This is a genomic window from Paenibacillus sp. S29 (assembly GCF_049319765.1).
Classification (GTDB): Bacteria; Bacillota; Bacilli; order Paenibacillales; family Paenibacillaceae; genus Paenibacillus; species Paenibacillus polymyxa_B.
The window spans coordinates 81,711-99,937 of record NZ_JBMOUI010000003.1 but is presented as its reverse complement, the minus strand read 5'-3'; the positions used below and the strand labels follow the sequence as shown (position 1 = coordinate 99,937).

The window sequence follows — 18,227 nt, the reverse complement described above, 5'->3', positions numbered from 1 at the left end:
ATTTTTATATTATATTTTCTATGAATCATTTCCGTAAATATAAGAAAATCACTGGATATCACAAACCAGATATGGTAAAATGGGTCCATCAGGAAAGGAGGTGCGTCAACATCAATAATCACATGTTGAGCGTATCCCTTACCCGGTCCGTTATTCTCTAATTTACAGAGTTGACGGAGGCGCGGGATACGGATCAAAGCTTTAAATAAGCGCCACGGGTAGAAAGACCGTCCTCGGACGGTCTTTTTTATTTCAGCATCATCTATAAGATTACATACTGCACTGTGAAAGAGGAGATACGATGTCGATTAGACCCGCAAATGTGGAAGAGCTCAACGAGTTGGCAGCCATCTGGCTAGATGCTTCCATAGAAGCCCATCATTTTATTGCTCCACAGTATTGGGCATCACAAGTTACCGAGATGGAAAACAGGTACCTTCCTCTCGCTCAAAACTACGTTATCCTACAAGATGATCATAGCATTGGCGGCTTCGTCTCCATGTTGGATGGATACTTAGCAGCTCTGTTTATACGTGTTGATTCTCAAAGAAAAGGCTATGGCAAGTTACTACTAGATTGGGTGAAGAAGCAACATAATGAGATTCAATTAAAGGTATACCAGTCGAACACGAAAGCATTTAACTTCTATACTAAAAATGGATTTACCATTCAAGCGGAATCTGTTGATACCGAAACTGACGAGAAAGAATTTGTAATGGTATGGACAAAACATGAACGGTATTGAAGCACCATTAGCTATACAATCTTCTTATTTAATCCATAGACCTCGGTGTATAAGATCTCTTTAAACGGAGCAAAATCCTGTTCAGCCAGCGCACCTGGATAGCTCATTATTTGAAGCCGCAGATCAGCCTGTCCTTCTCTTAAAGGAGGCTGTACATAGTCAAAATGGTTCAGATGAAATCCCAAACGTTCATAAAAACCAATTCTTCTCCGGGTCCACTCATCCACTGGTGGCTCAACCTCCAGTACTACCGGTTTATCGGACTGTGAAATAAACTTGCTCATAAGCTCTTTACCTAACCCACCACCTCGTATAGCCGAATCTACGGCAATATGCTCTACAAACCGAAAATCTGTAAACTCCCATCCTGCCAGAAAAGCAATTGTTTGCCCTTGTTCGTCCTTTTGGGTAAGTAAACGATAACATGGATGATGAAGCAGAGCCCTCTGTGACTCAAATGTCCTGCATTCCGTTTCAGGAAAAGAAGCCTCCATAATCGCATATACTTGAGAGAATTCAAGTTCATTCATTTATACTTTCAACTCCTCTAACGTTAACTTGTTGGTCCACTAATGTCATTTACATTAGGGACTCTAACCCTTTAGACCTTGTTTAATTCCATAAGCGTCAGCAATATGTGTTCCAACAGCTCTGGAATGTCTTCCATCTGATCTTCGTTAATTTGTCTGGAAAATCGGAGTTCAATCCTGTTTTGGTATGTAGACGTCTTCTCTCCGTAAATCTGACTAAGCGTTTGTACCGGTCGAAGATCGGGCTTCCAAATTTCGGTCAGTATTTTTTCAATCTGGCTGCATTGTGACTCAATTTCACGAATTTCCATGTAAAAACTCAGCAACAAGACACATCCCGGAATTTGATCTTTGATTTCCAAAATTTCCGCAGCCAAGTTGTTTAAATCTGCCTTCAGTTGAATCTCTGCTGTCACACTCGGGTGTTCTCTCAGTCTGAATTGGACAGCAAATTCACGTGACATCACAGACATTTCCAATCTGTCGATTCGCTGCGTAATGTCAATACGTGAATCTAGATTATCCAGATCGTATACTGTATTTTCCATGGCCACTTTTAAATTATCAAAAACCGTCGGATCGAACATATATTTTTCACCTCCAATTATGGAGTATAACATAGCTTGTGTTACTCCTAAAATAGGATGCCCCTTTTCACGACAGCATATTAAGACGGGATTTTATAGTATACAGTAAGTTGGCTAACTCTTAATTGAAGTTTAGTGAATAAATTTGTAAAAAAGTATAATTGTGACAAAAAAATATATATTTTTGTTTATAGTTCCATTTTTATTCCATTTTATTGGGATTTAATATATAATAATGGATGGGATTGGTTATATATATTCGTTTAAATCCCAAAATATAAGAAGGGAAGAGATTATTAAATGAAAAAGGCAGTTTTTTCTACACTAGGTCTTGCACTTCTATTAAGCACATCCACCGCCGTTGCATCTGCTCAAGAAGCAGCACCCGCATTACAAAAGGAATCTATTCAGCCTTCTAATTCATGGTACGCCGACACAGAGCCTAATAACTGGTTTGATGAAATTACCAGTGAAATAACAGTAGGGGATGGAATCGATATCTATGGGAGCTTAGGAAGAAAAATTCCTGGAGGATATGCAGGCTATTATGACTTTGTCGATTATTATAAGTTTACAGCTTCTCAGTCTGGATTCTACGAATTTAATATTCAAGGAGAAATATATCCCAAAGCATGGATGAGGCTTAGTGTGGCTGACAGTAAAGGAAGCGTCAAAAGAAGTGCAGAAGAACGTCAATACCGTTTAGGTTTAAATCTTAAAGCTGGAGAGACTTACTACTTGTTAGTAGAAGCAACTGATGCCGATGTTGGTCAATTGTTCGACTATAGAGTTTCTTCCACGATTAAACAAATCAATTAGTAAAGTTGAAGCATAACAAAAAACGTGATCCTCTTTACAAGGACCACGTTTTTATATCTTTGAACACCTATTGCCTTATGACAAATGTAGCTATATCGTCGTAGAAGAACTGACGGTTTACGTTCATATCTTCTTCTTATGGCTCGTTTGTACACCTATGATGGAAACAATCACCATCTTATAACAATTGTACTCACATATTATTATTTCTTTTGTGTATATGATTATCTAGTGAATGATATAGAATAATAGCCCCAAAATTAAATCACCAATATATTCATGTAAATGAATGTAAATCCAAAAAAAGTGAGGACTCTTATTTATGAAAAAAACGTTATTAGCTTCATTAGGTCTTACACTAATGCTGAGTACTACTGCCAGTGTCGCTTTAGCCGCAGAAGCAGATTCTGTACCAGTTGCAAAGGTATCCAATCAACTCTTCGGTAATGGAACTGACAGGGAGCCTAACAATTGGTATGATAAGGCCAGCGAAGTTTGGCTAGGTAGTGATATATACGGAACCATAGGGGAACTCATTGAAGGAAGAGACTACGATACTTACGATATTTATAAATTTAAGGCTTTTCAGACAAAGTGGGTTGATTTTAAAATTGAAGGGGATAAATATCCTAATGCATGGTTAAAATTGACTCTAACAGATAGCGATGGTCATATGATTAAAACAACAGAAGAAGGACAGAATACTTTAGGTAAAAAACTTGAGGCTGGCAAAGAGTACTACTTAGAAGTGGGAGTGCCAGGCTACGAAATCGGTCAATTGTTCTGGTACAAGATTTCCGCTAAAATTGAGGAATAAAGATACTAATTCAGTTTCCTATACAATAAAGCCTCACTCCTAATTTTAGGGGCGAGGCTTTTTGGATTGCAGTATATTAGTAACCTATTCTTACGACAAACGAGAGCTAAAGTCCTCGTAGGAGAACTGACGGATTACCTTAATGCCTTCTTCGTCGTTGTAGCTGGCGATGGCTGGCAGGTTGACTCCGTTGAACATATGGTTTTTGACCATCGTGTAATGGGCCATGTCGCAGAATACAAGCTTGTCTCCCGGCTTCAATGGCTCTTTAAAGGAATAGTCACCAATCACATCTCCAGCCAAGCACGTAAGTCCACCAAGTCTGTAGGTGTAAGCATACTCGCCAGGCTGGCCTGCATCAATGATGTTCGGGCGATATGGCATAGCCAGCACGTCAGGCATATGACATTCAGCCGAAGTATCCAGAATGGCAATATCCATTCCGTTTTTCATCGTATCTAGGACTGTAGCAACCAGATATCCAGTATTCAAAGCAATAGCTTCGCCTGGCTCCAGATAAACCTGCACACCATATTTATCCTGAAAATATTGAATACAGCGTACCAGCGTGTCCAGATCATAGTCTTCTCTGGTAATATGGTGACCGCCGCCGAAATTGAGCCATTTCATGTTCTTAATGTATGGCCCGAATTTCTCATCCACGACTTTAATGGTGCGCTCTAGCGTATCTGAATTCTGTTCACACATCGTATGAAAATGAATACCGTCCACGCCATCCAGATCCTCAGGTCTAAAGTTAGCCAGGGTCACACCCATTCTGGAGTTGTTGTAGCAAGGATCATACAGCGGCGTTTCGATTTCCGAATATTCCGGATTAACCCGAATGCCAATGTCAATTTTTTTGGAAGTTACGCCTTGCACTCTGCTTTTGTAGCGTTTCAGTTGATCAAAGGAGTTGAAAACAATATGGTCAACATACTCCAATAGCTCATCAAATTCACTGTCAACATAAGCAGGTGCGTATACATGAACCTCTTTGTCCATTTTTTCGCGACCAAGTCGTGCTTCGAACAACGAACTGGAGGTTACGCCTTTTAAGTATTTGCCAACCAGAGGAAAGGTCGAAAACATCGAAAATCCCTTAAGAGCGAGCAAAATACTGCAGCCTGTCCGCTCTTGAACGGAATTTAAAACCTCAAGGTTTTTGACAAGAAGTCTTTCGTCAACAAGATAACAAGGTGATGGAAGTCCTGTAATATCAATATTCATCGCAGACCTCAATCAAGCAACGTTGGCGTAAAGTTCTCTTGCCATGGCAATCCGTGTTTATTTAGTGCTTCCATAAATGGATCTGGATCAAATTCCTCAACGTTGTAAACGCCTGGTTTTTTCCAGATACCTTTGATGATAAGCATTGCGCCGATCATGGCAGGAACACCAGTTGTGTAAGAAATGGCTTGGGAGCCAACCTCTGCATAACATTCCTCATGATCACAAACATTGTAAACATAATATGTTTTTGGTTTTCCATCTTTCACACCTTGGATGATGCAACCAATGTTTGTTTTGCCTTTTGTTCTTGGTCCCAGAGAAGCTGGGTCTGGCAAAATAGCTTTTAGGAATTGCAGTGGAATGATTTGTTGTCCTTCGTAATCAATAGGCTCGATCGAAGTCATGCCTACGTTTTGAAGTACATTCAAATGATTCAGATAATTGTCCGAGAACGTCATCCAGAAGCGGATTTTTTTCACGCCTTTAATATTCACTGCAAGAGATTCCAGTTCTTCATGGTACAAAAGATATATATTTTTCGGTCCAATTTCAGGAAGGTCGTATACCTTTTTCTCAGAAAGTGGCTCAGTTTCAATCCATTCTCCGTTTTCAAAGTAACGGCCCTTCGCCGTAATTTCACGAATATTGATTTCCGGATTAAAGTTAGTTGCAAAAGGATATCCGTGGTCCCCTGCATTCGCATCCACAATATCAATCGTATGAATTTCATCAAAGTAGTGCTTTTGAGCATAAGCCGTAAATACTCCAGTTACGCCTGGATCAAAACCGCTGCCCAGCAGAGCTGTAATTCCTGCTTTTTCGAATCTTTCTTTGTAGGCCCATTGCCAGCTGTATTCAAACTTCGGCGTATCCGGCGGTTCATAGTTCGCCGTATCAACGTAATGAACACCTGTCTCAAGGCAAGCATCCATTATCGTCAAATCCTGATAAGGGAGAGCCACATTGATAACTACATCCGGTTGAAAGCTTCGAATCAAGTCAATGACCATGTCGGTGTTGTCAGCATCAAGCTGAGCCGTTTGGATCTTCGTACGACCTCCACCCAGCTTCTCTTTAAGCGCATCGCATTTCTCAACAGTTCTGCTTGCGATACAAATTTCTTCAAATACATCTGGGTTTTGGCAACATTTATGCACCACAACGCTGGCCACGCCACCGGCGCCAATAATCAATGCTTTTCCCAAAATAAATAACCTCCTTATTCCATACGCTAATCGCTAATCATTCTTGCAAACAAAATGATTATAAAGACATCCCACCAAATAATCAAGAAAAACGACAATTTGCTGTATCAAAATTCACAGGAACATGTCACAAAAACTTTACAAATCCCAAAATTAGGCATAAAAACTCCGTAAAGTGTGCAGAAAACAAACATTACCTCATACACTCCAGAGAAGTCAGCACGTATTTAACGGAAGTTTTTTTGAATCTAATGCTCATAGTCCTAAAGAGTTAATACTATCTTATTTCTAAACAAAAGACCACCCCTCCGCATCCTATGAAGAAGATTCATGGGGTGGTAAAATAATGGGCTGATAGCGTAATGCCTCATCTACGATCTCAGCTGCACTCAAGTCACGGTCATCCCAGTAGATCAAATTACTGATCCCCGGATGGGGCGTATTTTGCATCACTATGGTCAGCATGCTGTCGATTTCCTCTTCTGTTCCCTCACCTCTGATGATTTTTTCCACTAACTCTATAAGCTCACTTCGATCCAAATTTTGGAGTTCCTTTCTATCTCTATCCAGACTCATATAATTGCCCTCCTTTGTATTGAGTATGATCGGCATTGTGTGGGCCCATCCCTTCTTCTGTAAGCGCTATATGACCTATTATGGAGATTTAAGAAGTGTTTATGATAAATAAAGCCGCCCCCAGTATGGGAACGGCTCTATACAGTAATAAAGCTTGTTAAACCATGATTTTGCAAATATCGTTCGTGAATTCAACCGGATCTTGCAGTGGCAAGCCTTCGATCAGCAAAGCCTGATTATACAGTAATGCCGTATAGAGGTTTACCTTCTCCTTATCCTTGTCAAAAGCTTCTTTCAAAGAGTTGAACACCGCATGGTTTACGTTGATTTCCAGCACTTTATTCGCTTTGACATCGGCGTTATTAGGCATGGCGTTCAAGATTTTCTCCATCTCAATCGTCACTTCGCCGTCTGCGGACAGACATACCGGATGTGTCTTCAAGCGCTTGGAGGCTTTAACACTGGATACCTTGCCTTCCAGCAAGCCCTTCATGTACTCGAACAGCTCTTTGTTGTCGTTTTGTTCTGCTTCTGTTTCTTTCTCGTTTTCGTCAGGCTCAATGCCCAGATCGCCGCTCGATACAGATTTGAATTCTTTCTCTTTGTAGCTTAAGAGCATTTTAATAGCGAACTCATCAATATCATCGGTGAAATACAGAATTTCGTAGCCTTTGTCAGCCACCATTTCGGTTTGCGGCAGTTTTTCAATACGCTCATTGGACTCCCCGGAAGCATAATAAATATACTTCTGATCCTCTGGCATACGCGATACGTATTCGTCCAAAGTAACCTGCTTTTTCTCTGTAGAAGAGTAGAACATGAGCAGATCCTGGAGAGTTTCTTTATGTCTGCCGTAATCGTTGTAGACACCAAATTTCAATTGTCTGCCAAATGATTTGTAGAATTGATCATATTTCTCCCGGTCATTTTTGAGCAAGGTCAGCAATTGACCTTTGATTTTGCTTTCGATATTTTTGGCAATCAGCTTCAGCTGACGGTCATGCTGCAGCATTTCTCTGGAAATGTTGAGCGACAGGCTTTCGGAGTCGACCATCCCTTTGACAAAGCTAAAATAATCCGGCAGCAGGTCAGGAGATTTTTCCATAATCAGCACACCGTTGGCATACAACTCCAGCCCTTTTTCATATTCCTTGGAGTAGAAATCAAACGGAATATTTTCAGGAATAAACAGAATAGCTTGGTACACTACCGCGCCATCCGCACTGACGTGGATATGCTGGAGCGGCTTGTCGTAGCCATAGCGTTTTTCCGCGTAGAAATTTTGATAATCCTCGTCGGTCAGCTCGCTTTTGTTTTTTCTCCAAATAGGAACCATGCTGTTAATACGCTGTTCTTCTTCGTAATCCTCGAACTCGTTGTCGCTTCCCTCTTTCAGACGCTTGCCTGTAATATCCATTTTAATCGGATAGCGGATAAAGTCGGAGTATTTTTTAATCAGTGCTTTTAAACGGTACTCGTCCAAATATTCATCGTAGGACTCATCTTCGGTGTTTGCCTTGATTTTCAGAACTATCTTGGTTCCGACCTCGTCCTTCTCAGCTGCCTCAATGGTATACCCGTCTGCACCTGTGGATTCCCATTTATATGCAGTATCGCTTCCCAAAGCCTTGGTAGTCACTGTAACCACATCTGCTACCATGAAAGCTGAATAGAAGCCAACGCCGAATTGACCGATGATGTCATGACCATCCTTGGATTCATTTTCATTTTTGAATGCCAATGAACCGCTTTTAGCAATAACACCCAGGTTATTTTCTAGTTCTTCCTTGGTCATACCAATCCCGGTATCACGCAGGGTTAGCGTTCTATTATCCTTATCGGCAGTTACTTTGATATAATAATTTTCTTTGTCAAAGACCAGTTGATCATCCGTCAATGCTTTGTAATAAATTTTGTCAATCGCATCACTTGCATTGGAGATCAGCTCTCTTAGGAAAATTTCCTTTTGCGTGTAAATCGAGTTAATCATCATTTCGAGCAGACGCTTGGACTCAGCCTGAAACTGTTTTTTCTCCATTCGGATATCTCCTTTCAAATATGAACCTATGTAAGGCCAGCGGATATGAGCTATGCAAACGATTCAACTTTGTTAGCACTCCCATCATTCGAGTGCTAGCCTACCTTTTTTATATCATTCCTCATTTTTTATGTCAATATCTCGGTCGGCTAAACATTAAAATTACATTTCAGGAAATCGCTAGTGTCTAATGTGCTTAAACATCACGTTAAACATTTCGACAGAAGATGGAAACAGCCCCTGTACATGGGGAAGCAGATTACTCCTGATCCGCAGCTCATCCTCATTCAAATGCTGTAGGTCCTCATGAAAGAACCAAACAATAGGATAATCGCCGTCCTTATGTCTGCTGCCTGCATTTAAACAAACGGGACCCTGGTCGTCCTCTGCTACTGCAAAAGGAATGTAGCCTGCTGACAACAAGGGTGACCACTGATCGATTAAATCATAAAATGCTTTTAAGCCCTGACCTACAGGCAGACGTGGGAACTCAACAAACGTACAATCGCTCCAGTATACTCCCGGAATGGATTCATTATCGAATTGTAAAGATACATAATGGTAGGACATGATAAAACTCCTTAGCAGGGGCGGCAGCTCAAAATGGTATTTTTCCTCCATCTCCCGAACTTCCTGTTCAGTAATCTGTGAAGGGAGAGGCTTCCACTTGATCCATCCCTCCTCATCGACATTCCCATCACGCATTTCAATCGGTACATTTTCTTCCACATCCATAAAAAAGGCTTCATCCATCTGTGCAAATAGTTCCTTCATGGATGTACGAATATCCGCTTTCTTGTCCATGCCTCACACCTCTTTCCCTCTCTATTCGCATTTTGCATCATGGGTTAATGCCAGATGCCCTCTATGAAAATAGCATTGTATTTATGTGCTACTGCACTTTTTAAGTTCAGCTTATCAGAACTTGCTTTTATCACCATTTGCGGAATATTAGTATTACCAGCGCAACGGCTCATAGTTACGCCAGATCACCCAACGCGCTGTCTCGTGAATTGGAGCGGTGCCAATACTATATTCGTCCTTCGTGCTGCTCTGCAAATCAATCAAATGAAGCATACCGCCATACGTTCCAACCGCCAACATACTTTCATCAGGTGTAACTGCCAGCCCGGATATCGTACTGCCGACAAAATAGCGCCAAAGTTCACGGCCCTCCCTGTCAATCAGACGGAGATAACCGTAGGCATCACCCAAAATAGATCCTTGTGTCAGCGCTGTTGCAGCGTATACTCGCATTTCTTCATTCATCATCGGCCATTCTTCCTTATTCTGAGCAAGACCCTGCTCCACCTCAGCAATCGACACTTGAATGGTGGCACCGTTGTAGAAATGACAGGCATTGTACCAGACGTCCAGATCATCTTTGGCAAATAGAGCATAATGCGGATAACTAGAACTTGGCTCCAATGTATGCACTGTCTTATCAGACAGATCCATAAGCATATGCTCACTCATCTGGCTACCGTAAGCAATCCAACGTCCATCCTTCGACACAGCTCCATGCGCCATATCCACAATCGTGTCTTCCAACTCTAGTTTTCTTCGTTCAGACGCCTTGGGATGGATCAAATCCACCAGATCACCAGCCAGCAAATAAACGCCGTAACCGCAAACCAGCAGAAGTCGCTGTCCATCGCCAAACGGAATCACTTCATCTAATATATCTTCAGGATGCTCCTCATCTCCCAAGCACTCCAGATCAGGAATGGATGCTTTTAAGCGGCCTTGTATATCCTTCCACTGAAAATGTGCTGTCTCTTCTCCTTGCAGATTTAAGTCCGGTTGACGAACAATCCGAATCCCCTGTCCATCCACCAACGCAAAATAAGTCCCGTCCGGCGAACAGCCTACTCGATGCAGTCCGGGGATTTGCAAGATTCTATCTTTTCCCGTCACATAGATCGTCCCACGTTCCCGAGGATTGCCCGCATGTAGAATGACTTCATTGCCTCCATTCACAAAAGCTATCGGCCTAACGGCTTGCAAAGCCTCCTCGAACGCTGGTGTAAGCGGCCAAGACGCGGCTGGAATCTCTCGACGTAACTGCTCCATTTCACCAGCCTGATTCGCCTCCCGAATCATACGAAAAATATCTTTGGCCATCTTGGGGCGTTCGTCCTGGTTTGGCTCTGATTGCTCCTGCTGCCATTCACTTTCCATGCCGACTCTGACAAATTCATTCACATCTGCGGCATACCTTTTTCCTTCCTGTCGCCACTTTGCTGCCATTTCATGATTCAACCAACTCATTTGCTTCCCCCATCCAGTGTATGTATGCCCTGTTTATTCTACAGGCTTTGTTCATTCTGTTAGGTGGTTTCTCACCTTTGTCAACACAGACCACAGGTCTGTCACTGCCTTCACCTCTTCATAGTCCAGAAAGGCATCTCGTTTGTCATAGTATTTTACCGCTATAATCACCATCTGAAGCGTCACTGGCTGTCCAGCAGCCTTAAGGACTTCCACAATACTTTCGAAGGTCGCCAACTCAAACCAGGTTTGAACCTGACGATCCGGCACCCACTTGGGAATATACTCGTCCTGTTCGTTGGTTACGACTGTACCCTCCTCTGCACATTCCTCTAGCCAATGCTCATCCCAATAATAAATCGGTGTGTGAACAGGATCTTGATCCCATTGATCCACATTCACATATAACCAGTTATTATGCAGTTGCCCCACGCTACGCACCAATTCCTGCAATCCTTCAAATACACGATAAGACGGGCGCTCTCTGCGACGGTAATCCTCAAGTCTTGTCTCATACCTGCTCATCTCCAACCTCCCGCTTCCTATATCAGCTAAACACTCAAAATTCGCATAACATACATTTACAACTTATAAAACCCGATATAATTACAAGCACCTCGTAAAGTGTCAAGACTACATAAGGAGATTGATCTATTCATGAAAAGAACCACCGCACTTGTTATCCTGTCCTTGCTATTACTGGTATCCCCGATCTACGCTGCTGCCCCAGCACCTATGCTGGTCTATGTGGACCAGAGTAACCACTCCTTCATCCCGCTTCGTCTTCTGAACAGCTATGAAGGGATCACATTCAATTTAACGGCAGCGGACAAAAAAATAGAAATTGCGCAAGGCAATACTCGGATCACCCTATTTGCCGGGAAATCTACTGCCAAAGTGAATGATCAAACGGTCCATTTGCAAAATGCTCCTTTTACCGATAACGGTTCGACCTATGTCCCCTTGCAGTTCATCAGTCAATATCTAAACCTGCAAGTCTCATGGCAAAAGGAAACCTCAGCTGTACGCATTAAGCAAGGTGCAACGTCCGTCACGCTTCCGGTACATACTGGCAAGTTACCCGGAAACACTACACCCATTACGACAGCTCATAAAAGCTTCAAGGTCGGGTCTCGTACATTTTCCGCTAAGGTGGTCACCATCTCTATGCTCCATCCCAAGGTAAGCCTGGACGTGGCACTGGCAGACGATTCCATTGGTAAAGTGGAAGACTTAAGTAGTCTCGCCAAACGTAACCAAGCGGTTGTAGCCATCAATGGTACATTCTTTGATGCCTATACCAAAAGCTCTTACAAAACGCCTTACGGCTACCTGGTCAGTCACGGAAAGATGTTGAAAAAAAGCTCTGGCGACCAACGGACGGTCTTCACCTACGATGCCAACCATTTATCTGAGTTAATGTCGGGTTCTGCCTTTGAACAACGCTTAAGCCAAGGTAGCGTCGAAGGTGCCCTTCAAGCCGGGCCTCGTCTGGTCACGAACGGTCAGGTTTCCCTAAATGTCAAAGCCGAAGGCTTCAAGGACTCTAAAATATTAACAGGCGGCGGCGCCCGTAGCGCACTCGGAATGAGTCGGGATCATAAGCTAATCCTCCTAACCACAAGTGGAGCGACTATACCGCAGCTCGCCCAAATGATGAAGCAGGCTGGCGCTTATCAGGCCATGAATCTGGATGGCGGTGCTTCCAGCGGGCTGTATTACAACGGCTCCTACCTCACCACACCCGGCCGCCAAATCAGCAATGCCATTATTGTAAAGTATCGATAGACAGATAAAGGGCTGTCTTCACGGATGTGTAAGCCGTGGGGATAGCCTTTTATCCATTTTCCTGGTTTCGGTTGTTCCTGCTTCCACCTGTTCAGGCGGCTTGTATGGGCCGTTACGGGTTGCCTGCAACCTACAATCGAATCAGACCTGTAAAGCTATTGCTGCCTTCGCTTCCTTTTTTTAAAGAAAGATAAATACGATTGTCTTCTCTGCTCGCCAAGCATTCATAAAATCCCGGTTGTACAGAAAGGAACGTCCCTCCCCATACGCATTCAGGCTCCAGTCCACCACTTGTGGCTTCCTCCCCTGCTCCAATAAATAGGTTGCCTGAGGGAACCTTCAAAAACAGCCGCACAGTAGGCTTGTCGATATGATCTGTCATCACAACCTCATAGGTCCCGTCGGCTCCCAGATTCAAAAAAGCTACATTTCCTTTGTTCAACTCGCCCAGCTCGTCCTCTTCGATGGACCACCAATCCGGATCATCGTCCAAACGATGTTTAAGTGCTTGCGTATCAAATAAGCAAAGAGTCGCCGTGTCTGTCGTAAATTGAAATGGACTGCTTGCCGTATTCATCATGCGATCCTCCTGATTTTGGTCAGCGAATTTCTGTTTTTCCACGTCTTACGCTATCCGTATTGTCATATATTTGAGGGAAAATCTCCCTGTATGTAAAGTATAACAATGCTTGCAGGGCCAGACAACATGTTAGGCTAACACCCATTCTGCATAAAAAGCCCTCCCTCACGATGTCGTGAAAGAAGGCCGATTTGTGGATTTAAGCGATGCTAACCTGCTGTTAGATCAAAAAAGACTTAGTAATAATTACCAACAAAATGAACAATACCAAAATCGCTCCTGTGGATGTCCATGCTCCACCGTAACCTACTTCACCCATGTCTGAATCCCTCCTTGCGTTAAAGCTTACTCTTATCGTATGAAGAAAAGCGGATAACGACAGGGCGAATCGGCAAGTTTATTTGCCATGGAGGGGCTTCTCAGAAAATGGACTGATACGTCTCGGATGGATCGCTAATGACTCTGGATGACAACTGGCAGAGAATGTCGTCCGTTCTTCGCAGTAGCCTGCTCACATCCTTGTGCTTCATCTTTTGAAGGAGCGGGGTTTCTAACTGGGATGAAAGAAATTGAGTGGTGCCTATAAATACAACAACATCCAATCCCGGGTTGGTTTCGGTATGTAATAAGTGCAGCAGATCAGTCATAGACAGGAATCCGGGAGGGAAAAGGCTGTCGTTTTCTTTCATATATAGTGCTTTTAACATGGAGGTCAAAGCCCAGTCACATAGGATAATGCAGCATTGGACTTGATTGTGCTTGTACAGGATTTGGGCTAGTTTCATGTGGTATTGGGATAGAGTGTGGAAATCAGTTATTGAATTATGTAGGTGTTGTGAGGGTCGGGACGGTTGAGTGGGACTTGGAATAAAGGTAGAAGGAGCTTCTTTCATATCTATTCCTCCAGAGAATTTAAAGATTAGTCTTATTATACTCTAAAATAATACTTATAGATATAATACTTGCTAAATATACGATTCTTAATCTCATGTTTACCCAATAAAATCTTGTCTACACTTTTTAGTAGAAGGGGTGTAGATAAATGCAGGACAAAGAAGTACTAAAGCTAGTTGGGGCTAGAATAAGAGTGTTACGCAAAGAAAAAGGCCTCTCACAAGAAGCTCTTGGGGAAAAAGGTGGATTTCATTTTACATACATTGGACAGATCGAACGTGGAGAAAAGAATGTTTCTTTGATAAATGTAGCTAAAATTGCAAAAGCACTAGACGTAAACTTAGTTCAGTTGTTTTCATATGTAAGCGAGGACCCCAAAATTGTGGAGTCTGATGAAGATATTATAGAAATTATTACGATGCTCAAAAAGTCGAGTCCAGAGAAAGTACGTTTGGCGAGGAATGTAATAAGGGAGATTATCAACTAAAGAAGAATGAAATGTTTCAATTAAGAAAACCAAGCTAGCCCACCTGTGGCTTATAAAGTGTCCTCTATAATGAACATTGGAAAATCCCCGGGTTCAACCGAGAGAAATTCTAGGGTTGCATTTTTTATGCCCGCAAAAAAAGGAGAAAATTATAGACTTATGCTGACACTGTAAAATAAGGGCCATTTAGCCTACATCTCGAAGAAAAGTGGACCTATCCACAGATTACCAAGCATTTGGAGATTCAGAATCAGGTCAAGCGATAGATAAGAAGTATCGTGAGCAAGGCGAATTCGGCTTGTTAGTCCAACAGGGGGAACATGAAGAATACAAGAATCAAGATCAGTATGTGCAACAGTTGAAACGGGAGAATGAAATGCTAAAAAGTGTTTGGAAAACTGGAAGCAGGAGGAGAGCAACAAAAATATGCTATGATCGCAAAGTTAGCAACCGAATACCTGGTGATCCAACTCTGTCTGTTGTTCGGGGTGTCTAGAGGTGAATATTACGCCTATTTGAAGCGCAAGGATACCGACCGGGATGGCAAGCAAAGGCACTGATTCAAGCGGTATATCGACGCTACGAAAGAATTTATGAATACCGCCAGTTCCAATTGTTACTGCTTCACGATCACTGAGTTTGGATGAACCACAAGAAGGCACTGTGGCTCTTGCAGACGCTGGGTATCCGCTCGCAGATTCACCGCAAACAGCATATGAATTATAAGGTTTTGCTTCAAGAACGAGTGATCGAAAATCTCTTAAAGCGAGCATTTCAGGCGGAGCAACCGAACCAAAAATGGGTAATGGATGTGACACAATATCATGTACAGGATACGTGGCTTTATCTCTGGGTGATTAAAGACTTGTTAAACAATGAGATTGTAGTCTATCACATCAGCCTTCTTAATGATAGCGAATTGGTTCTGCGAACCTTTGCGAAGTCCTTTGAAAAGCTTAAGGACGTGACCAGACCGGTCATTCACAGCAACCAGGATTCCAGTGCACGCCTCATGCTTACCATGATATGCTGCATCAGGTTAGCGCCCAAATCAGCATGTTTCGCCAGAAGGTTAGAACAAATAATAAAAGTTCATTAATTCACTAAACTTCATTTATCTCGTATCATAGCTGATTCCTCAGCCATCCCATACATGTGATAAAAATACCCCTGAAGCTCAATTAATTCACAAAATGTTCCCCGCTCCACAATTGTTCCATCAGCGAATACAAAGATCATATCATATCGTTCTAGCACTGATTTTGACAGCCGATGAGTAACCATTACACAAGTAGTGTTCTCCAAATCCAGTACAGTTTCTTCAATAGCATTTGCCGTTTCATAATCTAGTGACGAAGTCGGTTCATCCATTAGCAATAAGGGAGTATGACGTATCAAGGTTCTTGCAATCGCTATCCTTTGCTTCTCCCCCCCAGACAGTATACTTCCTTTCTCTCCAACCTGGGTATCTATACCTTCTGGCAACTTATTTATTAATGTAATCAAACCGGATTTTAAGATTACGTCAGCGATCTCATCATTTGAATACGTTTGGTATAGTAAAATATTATCCCTAATGTTGCTATCGAATAAAAAAACATCCTGATGTAGTACAGACTCCAATCGGCACCACTCCTCAACATCAATCTCCTTTAAATTCACATCGTCCACACTAATCGTACCTTCATAGTTCTCATACTGTTTCATAAGGAGCCGTAACACAGTTGATTTTCCTGATCCGCTCGGCCCTACCAAGGCGTATTTTTTTCCCTGTTGCAATTCCATATTCAACCTGTGAACATTAAAACTGTTTTCTTTATAACCAAAAGATACTTCTTTTAGTGAAATCTTATTCTTAATCGTCGGTTTGTGAATGTACGCTACATCCTGATGCTCTGTATGTAAAAAGTCTGTAATCTTTGCCGATATATCACGTAATGATTTAATCTGAGTTATATATTGAATGCTCATTTGTATTGGATTGACGATACTATTGGTCAATTGTACACAAGCAATCATGGTCCCTAAGGTAATAAGCTGCCGTAATGTGAGAAAACTACCGATGATAAACACTGAAATAAACATAAAGCCGCCGAAAACTTCACTTATAGAGGTAACCCATGCACTCAATCTCAAAAATGCATATTTATTTTTTTCTACTTCCCTATTAAGATGATCATATTGCCCCTTGACATACTTCTCAATGCCAAAACTCTTAATTACTGCGAATCCTGAATACATATCGTTCGTATTAATTATGAATTTCTCTACAGCATCGGCTACTTTTCTCTTTCGATTTACCAGTTTTTTCTCAAACATACGAGGGATAAACATGGATAAGAGCGTTAACAAAAGAAGACAAATTACAATAGTAGGACTGAGCAGAAACATGCCAACTAAGGATGCTGAAAACGAGATACACATTCCAATTAACGAGAATATGTTTTTAAAATAGTCATCTTCAATCATCTTGATATCATTACTAAAAATAGATATATATTTAGCACTGTTATAAGCAGAAAACTGAGTCAGGCTTTTATTCATAATATGTCCGAAAACAACTTCTTTCAAATATAACATCGTCTTCTGAATATAAGAAGCATGGAACAAATTAGTTAATAGCCTAAGAATTGCACCTATCACAATAAAAGATAAGGCCAAAATAGCTGTCCCGACAAACTCTTGCTCGCTCCCTACGGTAACAACGTCTACCAGGTCTTTGAAGATAAAGGCCATATACATATTCATTAGACTCGACAGAATAATAAATGTGATGAGCAACATTAACTTGTATCTATACTTTAGTAAAAATACAATCATCACTTAGCCCCCGTCATAATAAACATAGTATTCATTTATTTCACTAGTCGCCACGCTATGATATATTTATATTACTATTTTGCTGAAGAATTGTAGTCTTACACATTAATAATCCCTCTACGTTTTGCGGCAATTACAGCCTCTAATCTGGAACTAACTTTAAATTTATTAAAAATATTAGTTAAATAATATTCAATTGTCCGTTGGCTGACACAGAAAATAGTAGCGAGTTCCTTGTTACTTTTTCCCTCAGCAATCCACTCTAAAATAGAACGCTCCTTGTTGTTAAGCGGTACATAATCCATCATTCCTTCATGGTGATGCAGCTGTTGTAACAGAGATACGGGTAAAACGGCGATTCCATCCAATGCACTTCGAACAGCTCGAATCAATTGTTCTGAGGAAAATTCTTTATCAATAAATGCTATAACTCCCATGTGTAATAACTTATCTATCATTGTATACGTATGAACCTGACCGACAAATAGTATAGGTGTAGCCTGAATCCCACGTATATGCTCTAATTCTTCCAAGATAATCTTATTCAGATAATAAATACAGAGATTAAAACTATATTTCACCATTTCCTCTGCAGCTTCGATTGTAGAGGCGACACGTGTGACACAAAAATATCCTTCTTGTCCAATAAATGACTTAGTAACCTCACCTGATTCAAGATGATCATCCATAAGTAATATGCTATACATTCATCTAACCCCCTATGCATTGTATACATACTTATTCGATTTTTCGAGTAGAGAAATAACCGCCTGTTAACATAAGACAGGCGGCCATAGATGTTTAAGGTTAAGATTTATACATAATACAGCCATGTTT

At 41.6% G+C, this 18,227-nt stretch carries 21 protein-coding genes; 7 read left to right on the top strand and 14 right to left on the bottom strand.

Translation table 11 applies throughout. The features are described from left to right. Window positions 1-301 precede the first annotated feature (301 nt). Window positions 302-745: an N-acetyltransferase gene (locus tag ACL9RM_RS05865; protein ID WP_250267989.1), complete on the top strand. Its 444-nt coding sequence runs from the start codon at window positions 302-304 to the stop codon at window positions 743-745. A gap of 11 nt (window positions 746-756) precedes the next feature. Here the strand turns inward: ACL9RM_RS05865 and ACL9RM_RS05860 are convergent, their stop codons facing one another. Beyond that, a complete protein-coding gene (locus ACL9RM_RS05860) occupies window positions 757-1,275 on the bottom strand; it encodes a GNAT family N-acetyltransferase (RefSeq protein WP_250267988.1) in 519 nt (172 codons plus the stop codon). Window positions 1,276-1,346: 71 nt separating this feature from the next. Beyond that, the gene (locus ACL9RM_RS05855; protein ID WP_250268904.1) at window positions 1,347-1,862 is read right to left on the bottom strand and encodes a hypothetical protein; all 516 of its coding nucleotides are present in this window, start codon (window positions 1,860-1,862) and stop codon (window positions 1,347-1,349) included. Between the two features lie 300 nt (window positions 1,863-2,162). Between ACL9RM_RS05855 and ACL9RM_RS05850 the strand changes: the two genes are divergently transcribed. Together ACL9RM_RS05850 and ACL9RM_RS05845 are read left to right on the top strand one after the other, a co-directional pair. Next, complete coding sequence (locus ACL9RM_RS05850) at window positions 2,163-2,681, top strand: hypothetical protein (protein WP_250267987.1); 519 nt, start codon at window positions 2,163-2,165, stop codon at window positions 2,679-2,681. Window positions 2,682-3,003: 322 nt separating this feature from the next. Beyond that, window positions 3,004-3,498: a hypothetical protein gene (locus ACL9RM_RS05845; RefSeq protein ID WP_250261823.1), complete on the top strand. Its 495-nt coding sequence runs from the start codon at window positions 3,004-3,006 to the stop codon at window positions 3,496-3,498. A 90-nt stretch (window positions 3,499-3,588) separates the two neighbouring features. Here ACL9RM_RS05845 and nspC read toward each other — a convergent pair whose 3' ends face one another. The 7 genes from nspC to ACL9RM_RS05810 form a co-directional block, all read right to left on the bottom strand. Beyond that, a complete protein-coding gene (gene nspC / locus ACL9RM_RS05840) occupies window positions 3,589-4,728 on the bottom strand; it encodes a carboxynorspermidine decarboxylase (RefSeq protein WP_023987969.1) in 1,140 nt (379 codons plus the stop codon). 8 nt (window positions 4,729-4,736) lie between these two features. Then, window positions 4,737-5,936, bottom strand: a complete 1,200-nt coding sequence (locus tag ACL9RM_RS05835) for a saccharopine dehydrogenase family protein (protein ID WP_013309649.1) — start codon at window positions 5,934-5,936, stop codon at window positions 4,737-4,739. 315 nt (window positions 5,937-6,251) lie between these two features. Beyond that, on the bottom strand, window positions 6,252-6,512 hold the full coding sequence (locus ACL9RM_RS05830) for a bacteriocin immunity protein (RefSeq protein ID WP_250267986.1): 261 nt from the start codon (window positions 6,510-6,512) through the stop codon (window positions 6,252-6,254). 157 nt (window positions 6,513-6,669) lie between these two features. Further along, window positions 6,670-8,550, bottom strand: a complete 1,881-nt coding sequence (gene htpG, locus ACL9RM_RS05825; protein WP_250267985.1) for a molecular chaperone HtpG — start codon at window positions 8,548-8,550, stop codon at window positions 6,670-6,672. A 180-nt stretch (window positions 8,551-8,730) separates the two neighbouring features. Beyond that, window positions 8,731-9,354, bottom strand: coding sequence for an SMI1/KNR4 family protein (locus ACL9RM_RS05820; RefSeq protein ID WP_250267984.1), 624 nt, complete (start codon window positions 9,352-9,354; stop codon window positions 8,731-8,733). 153 nt (window positions 9,355-9,507) lie between these two features. Then, complete coding sequence (locus tag ACL9RM_RS05815; protein ID WP_250267983.1) at window positions 9,508-10,821, bottom strand: hypothetical protein; 1,314 nt, start codon at window positions 10,819-10,821, stop codon at window positions 9,508-9,510. 51 nt (window positions 10,822-10,872) lie between these two features. Next, entirely contained in the window at window positions 10,873-11,346 is a 474-nt protein-coding gene (locus ACL9RM_RS05810; protein ID WP_165175922.1) for a DUF7716 domain-containing protein, read from the bottom strand. Window positions 11,347-11,478: 132 nt separating this feature from the next. Here ACL9RM_RS05810 and ACL9RM_RS05805 point away from each other — a divergent pair, with 132 nt between their 5' ends. Next, the gene (locus ACL9RM_RS05805) at window positions 11,479-12,609 is read left to right on the top strand and encodes a phosphodiester glycosidase family protein (protein WP_250267982.1); all 1,131 of its coding nucleotides are present in this window, start codon (window positions 11,479-11,481) and stop codon (window positions 12,607-12,609) included. Window positions 12,610-12,739: 130 nt separating this feature from the next. Here ACL9RM_RS05805 and ACL9RM_RS05800 read toward each other — a convergent pair whose 3' ends face one another. The 3 genes from ACL9RM_RS05800 to ACL9RM_RS05790 form a co-directional block, all read right to left on the bottom strand. Further along, window positions 12,740-13,186, bottom strand: coding sequence for a DUF6386 family protein (locus ACL9RM_RS05800; RefSeq protein ID WP_235307995.1), 447 nt, complete (start codon window positions 13,184-13,186; stop codon window positions 12,740-12,742). A gap of 223 nt (window positions 13,187-13,409) precedes the next feature. Further along, the gene (locus tag ACL9RM_RS05795; protein WP_014599622.1) at window positions 13,410-13,508 is read right to left on the bottom strand and encodes a hypothetical protein; all 99 of its coding nucleotides are present in this window, start codon (window positions 13,506-13,508) and stop codon (window positions 13,410-13,412) included. 100 nt (window positions 13,509-13,608) lie between these two features. Continuing rightward, window positions 13,609-13,836, bottom strand: a complete 228-nt coding sequence (locus ACL9RM_RS05790) for a hypothetical protein (RefSeq protein WP_250267981.1) — start codon at window positions 13,834-13,836, stop codon at window positions 13,609-13,611. 395 nt (window positions 13,837-14,231) lie between these two features. Between ACL9RM_RS05790 and ACL9RM_RS05785 the strand changes: the two genes are divergently transcribed. The 3 genes from ACL9RM_RS05785 (at window position 14,232) to ACL9RM_RS05775 (ending at window position 15,669) form a co-directional block, all read left to right on the top strand. Further along, window positions 14,232-14,570, top strand: a complete 339-nt coding sequence (locus ACL9RM_RS05785; RefSeq protein WP_250267980.1) for a helix-turn-helix domain-containing protein — start codon at window positions 14,232-14,234, stop codon at window positions 14,568-14,570. A 431-nt stretch (window positions 14,571-15,001) separates the two neighbouring features. Further along, entirely contained in the window at window positions 15,002-15,130 is a 129-nt protein-coding gene (locus ACL9RM_RS05780) for a hypothetical protein (RefSeq protein ID WP_258296382.1), read from the top strand. Window positions 15,131-15,213: 83 nt separating this feature from the next. Continuing rightward, window positions 15,214-15,669 carry a DDE-type integrase/transposase/recombinase gene (locus tag ACL9RM_RS05775; RefSeq protein ID WP_250267978.1) on the top strand — a complete coding sequence of 152 codons (456 nt, stop codon included), beginning with the start codon at window positions 15,214-15,216 and terminating at the stop codon, window positions 15,667-15,669. Between the two features lie 11 nt (window positions 15,670-15,680). On the opposite strand, the gene ACL9RM_RS05770 is transcribed toward ACL9RM_RS05775, so the two are convergent. Further along, a complete protein-coding gene (locus ACL9RM_RS05770) occupies window positions 15,681-17,390 on the bottom strand; it encodes an ABC transporter ATP-binding protein (protein ID WP_250267977.1) in 1,710 nt (569 codons plus the stop codon). Between the two features lie 98 nt (window positions 17,391-17,488). Further along, window positions 17,489-18,097, bottom strand: a complete 609-nt coding sequence (locus ACL9RM_RS05765) for a response regulator transcription factor (RefSeq protein WP_250267976.1) — start codon at window positions 18,095-18,097, stop codon at window positions 17,489-17,491. Between the last annotated feature and the right edge of the window lie 130 nt (window positions 18,098-18,227).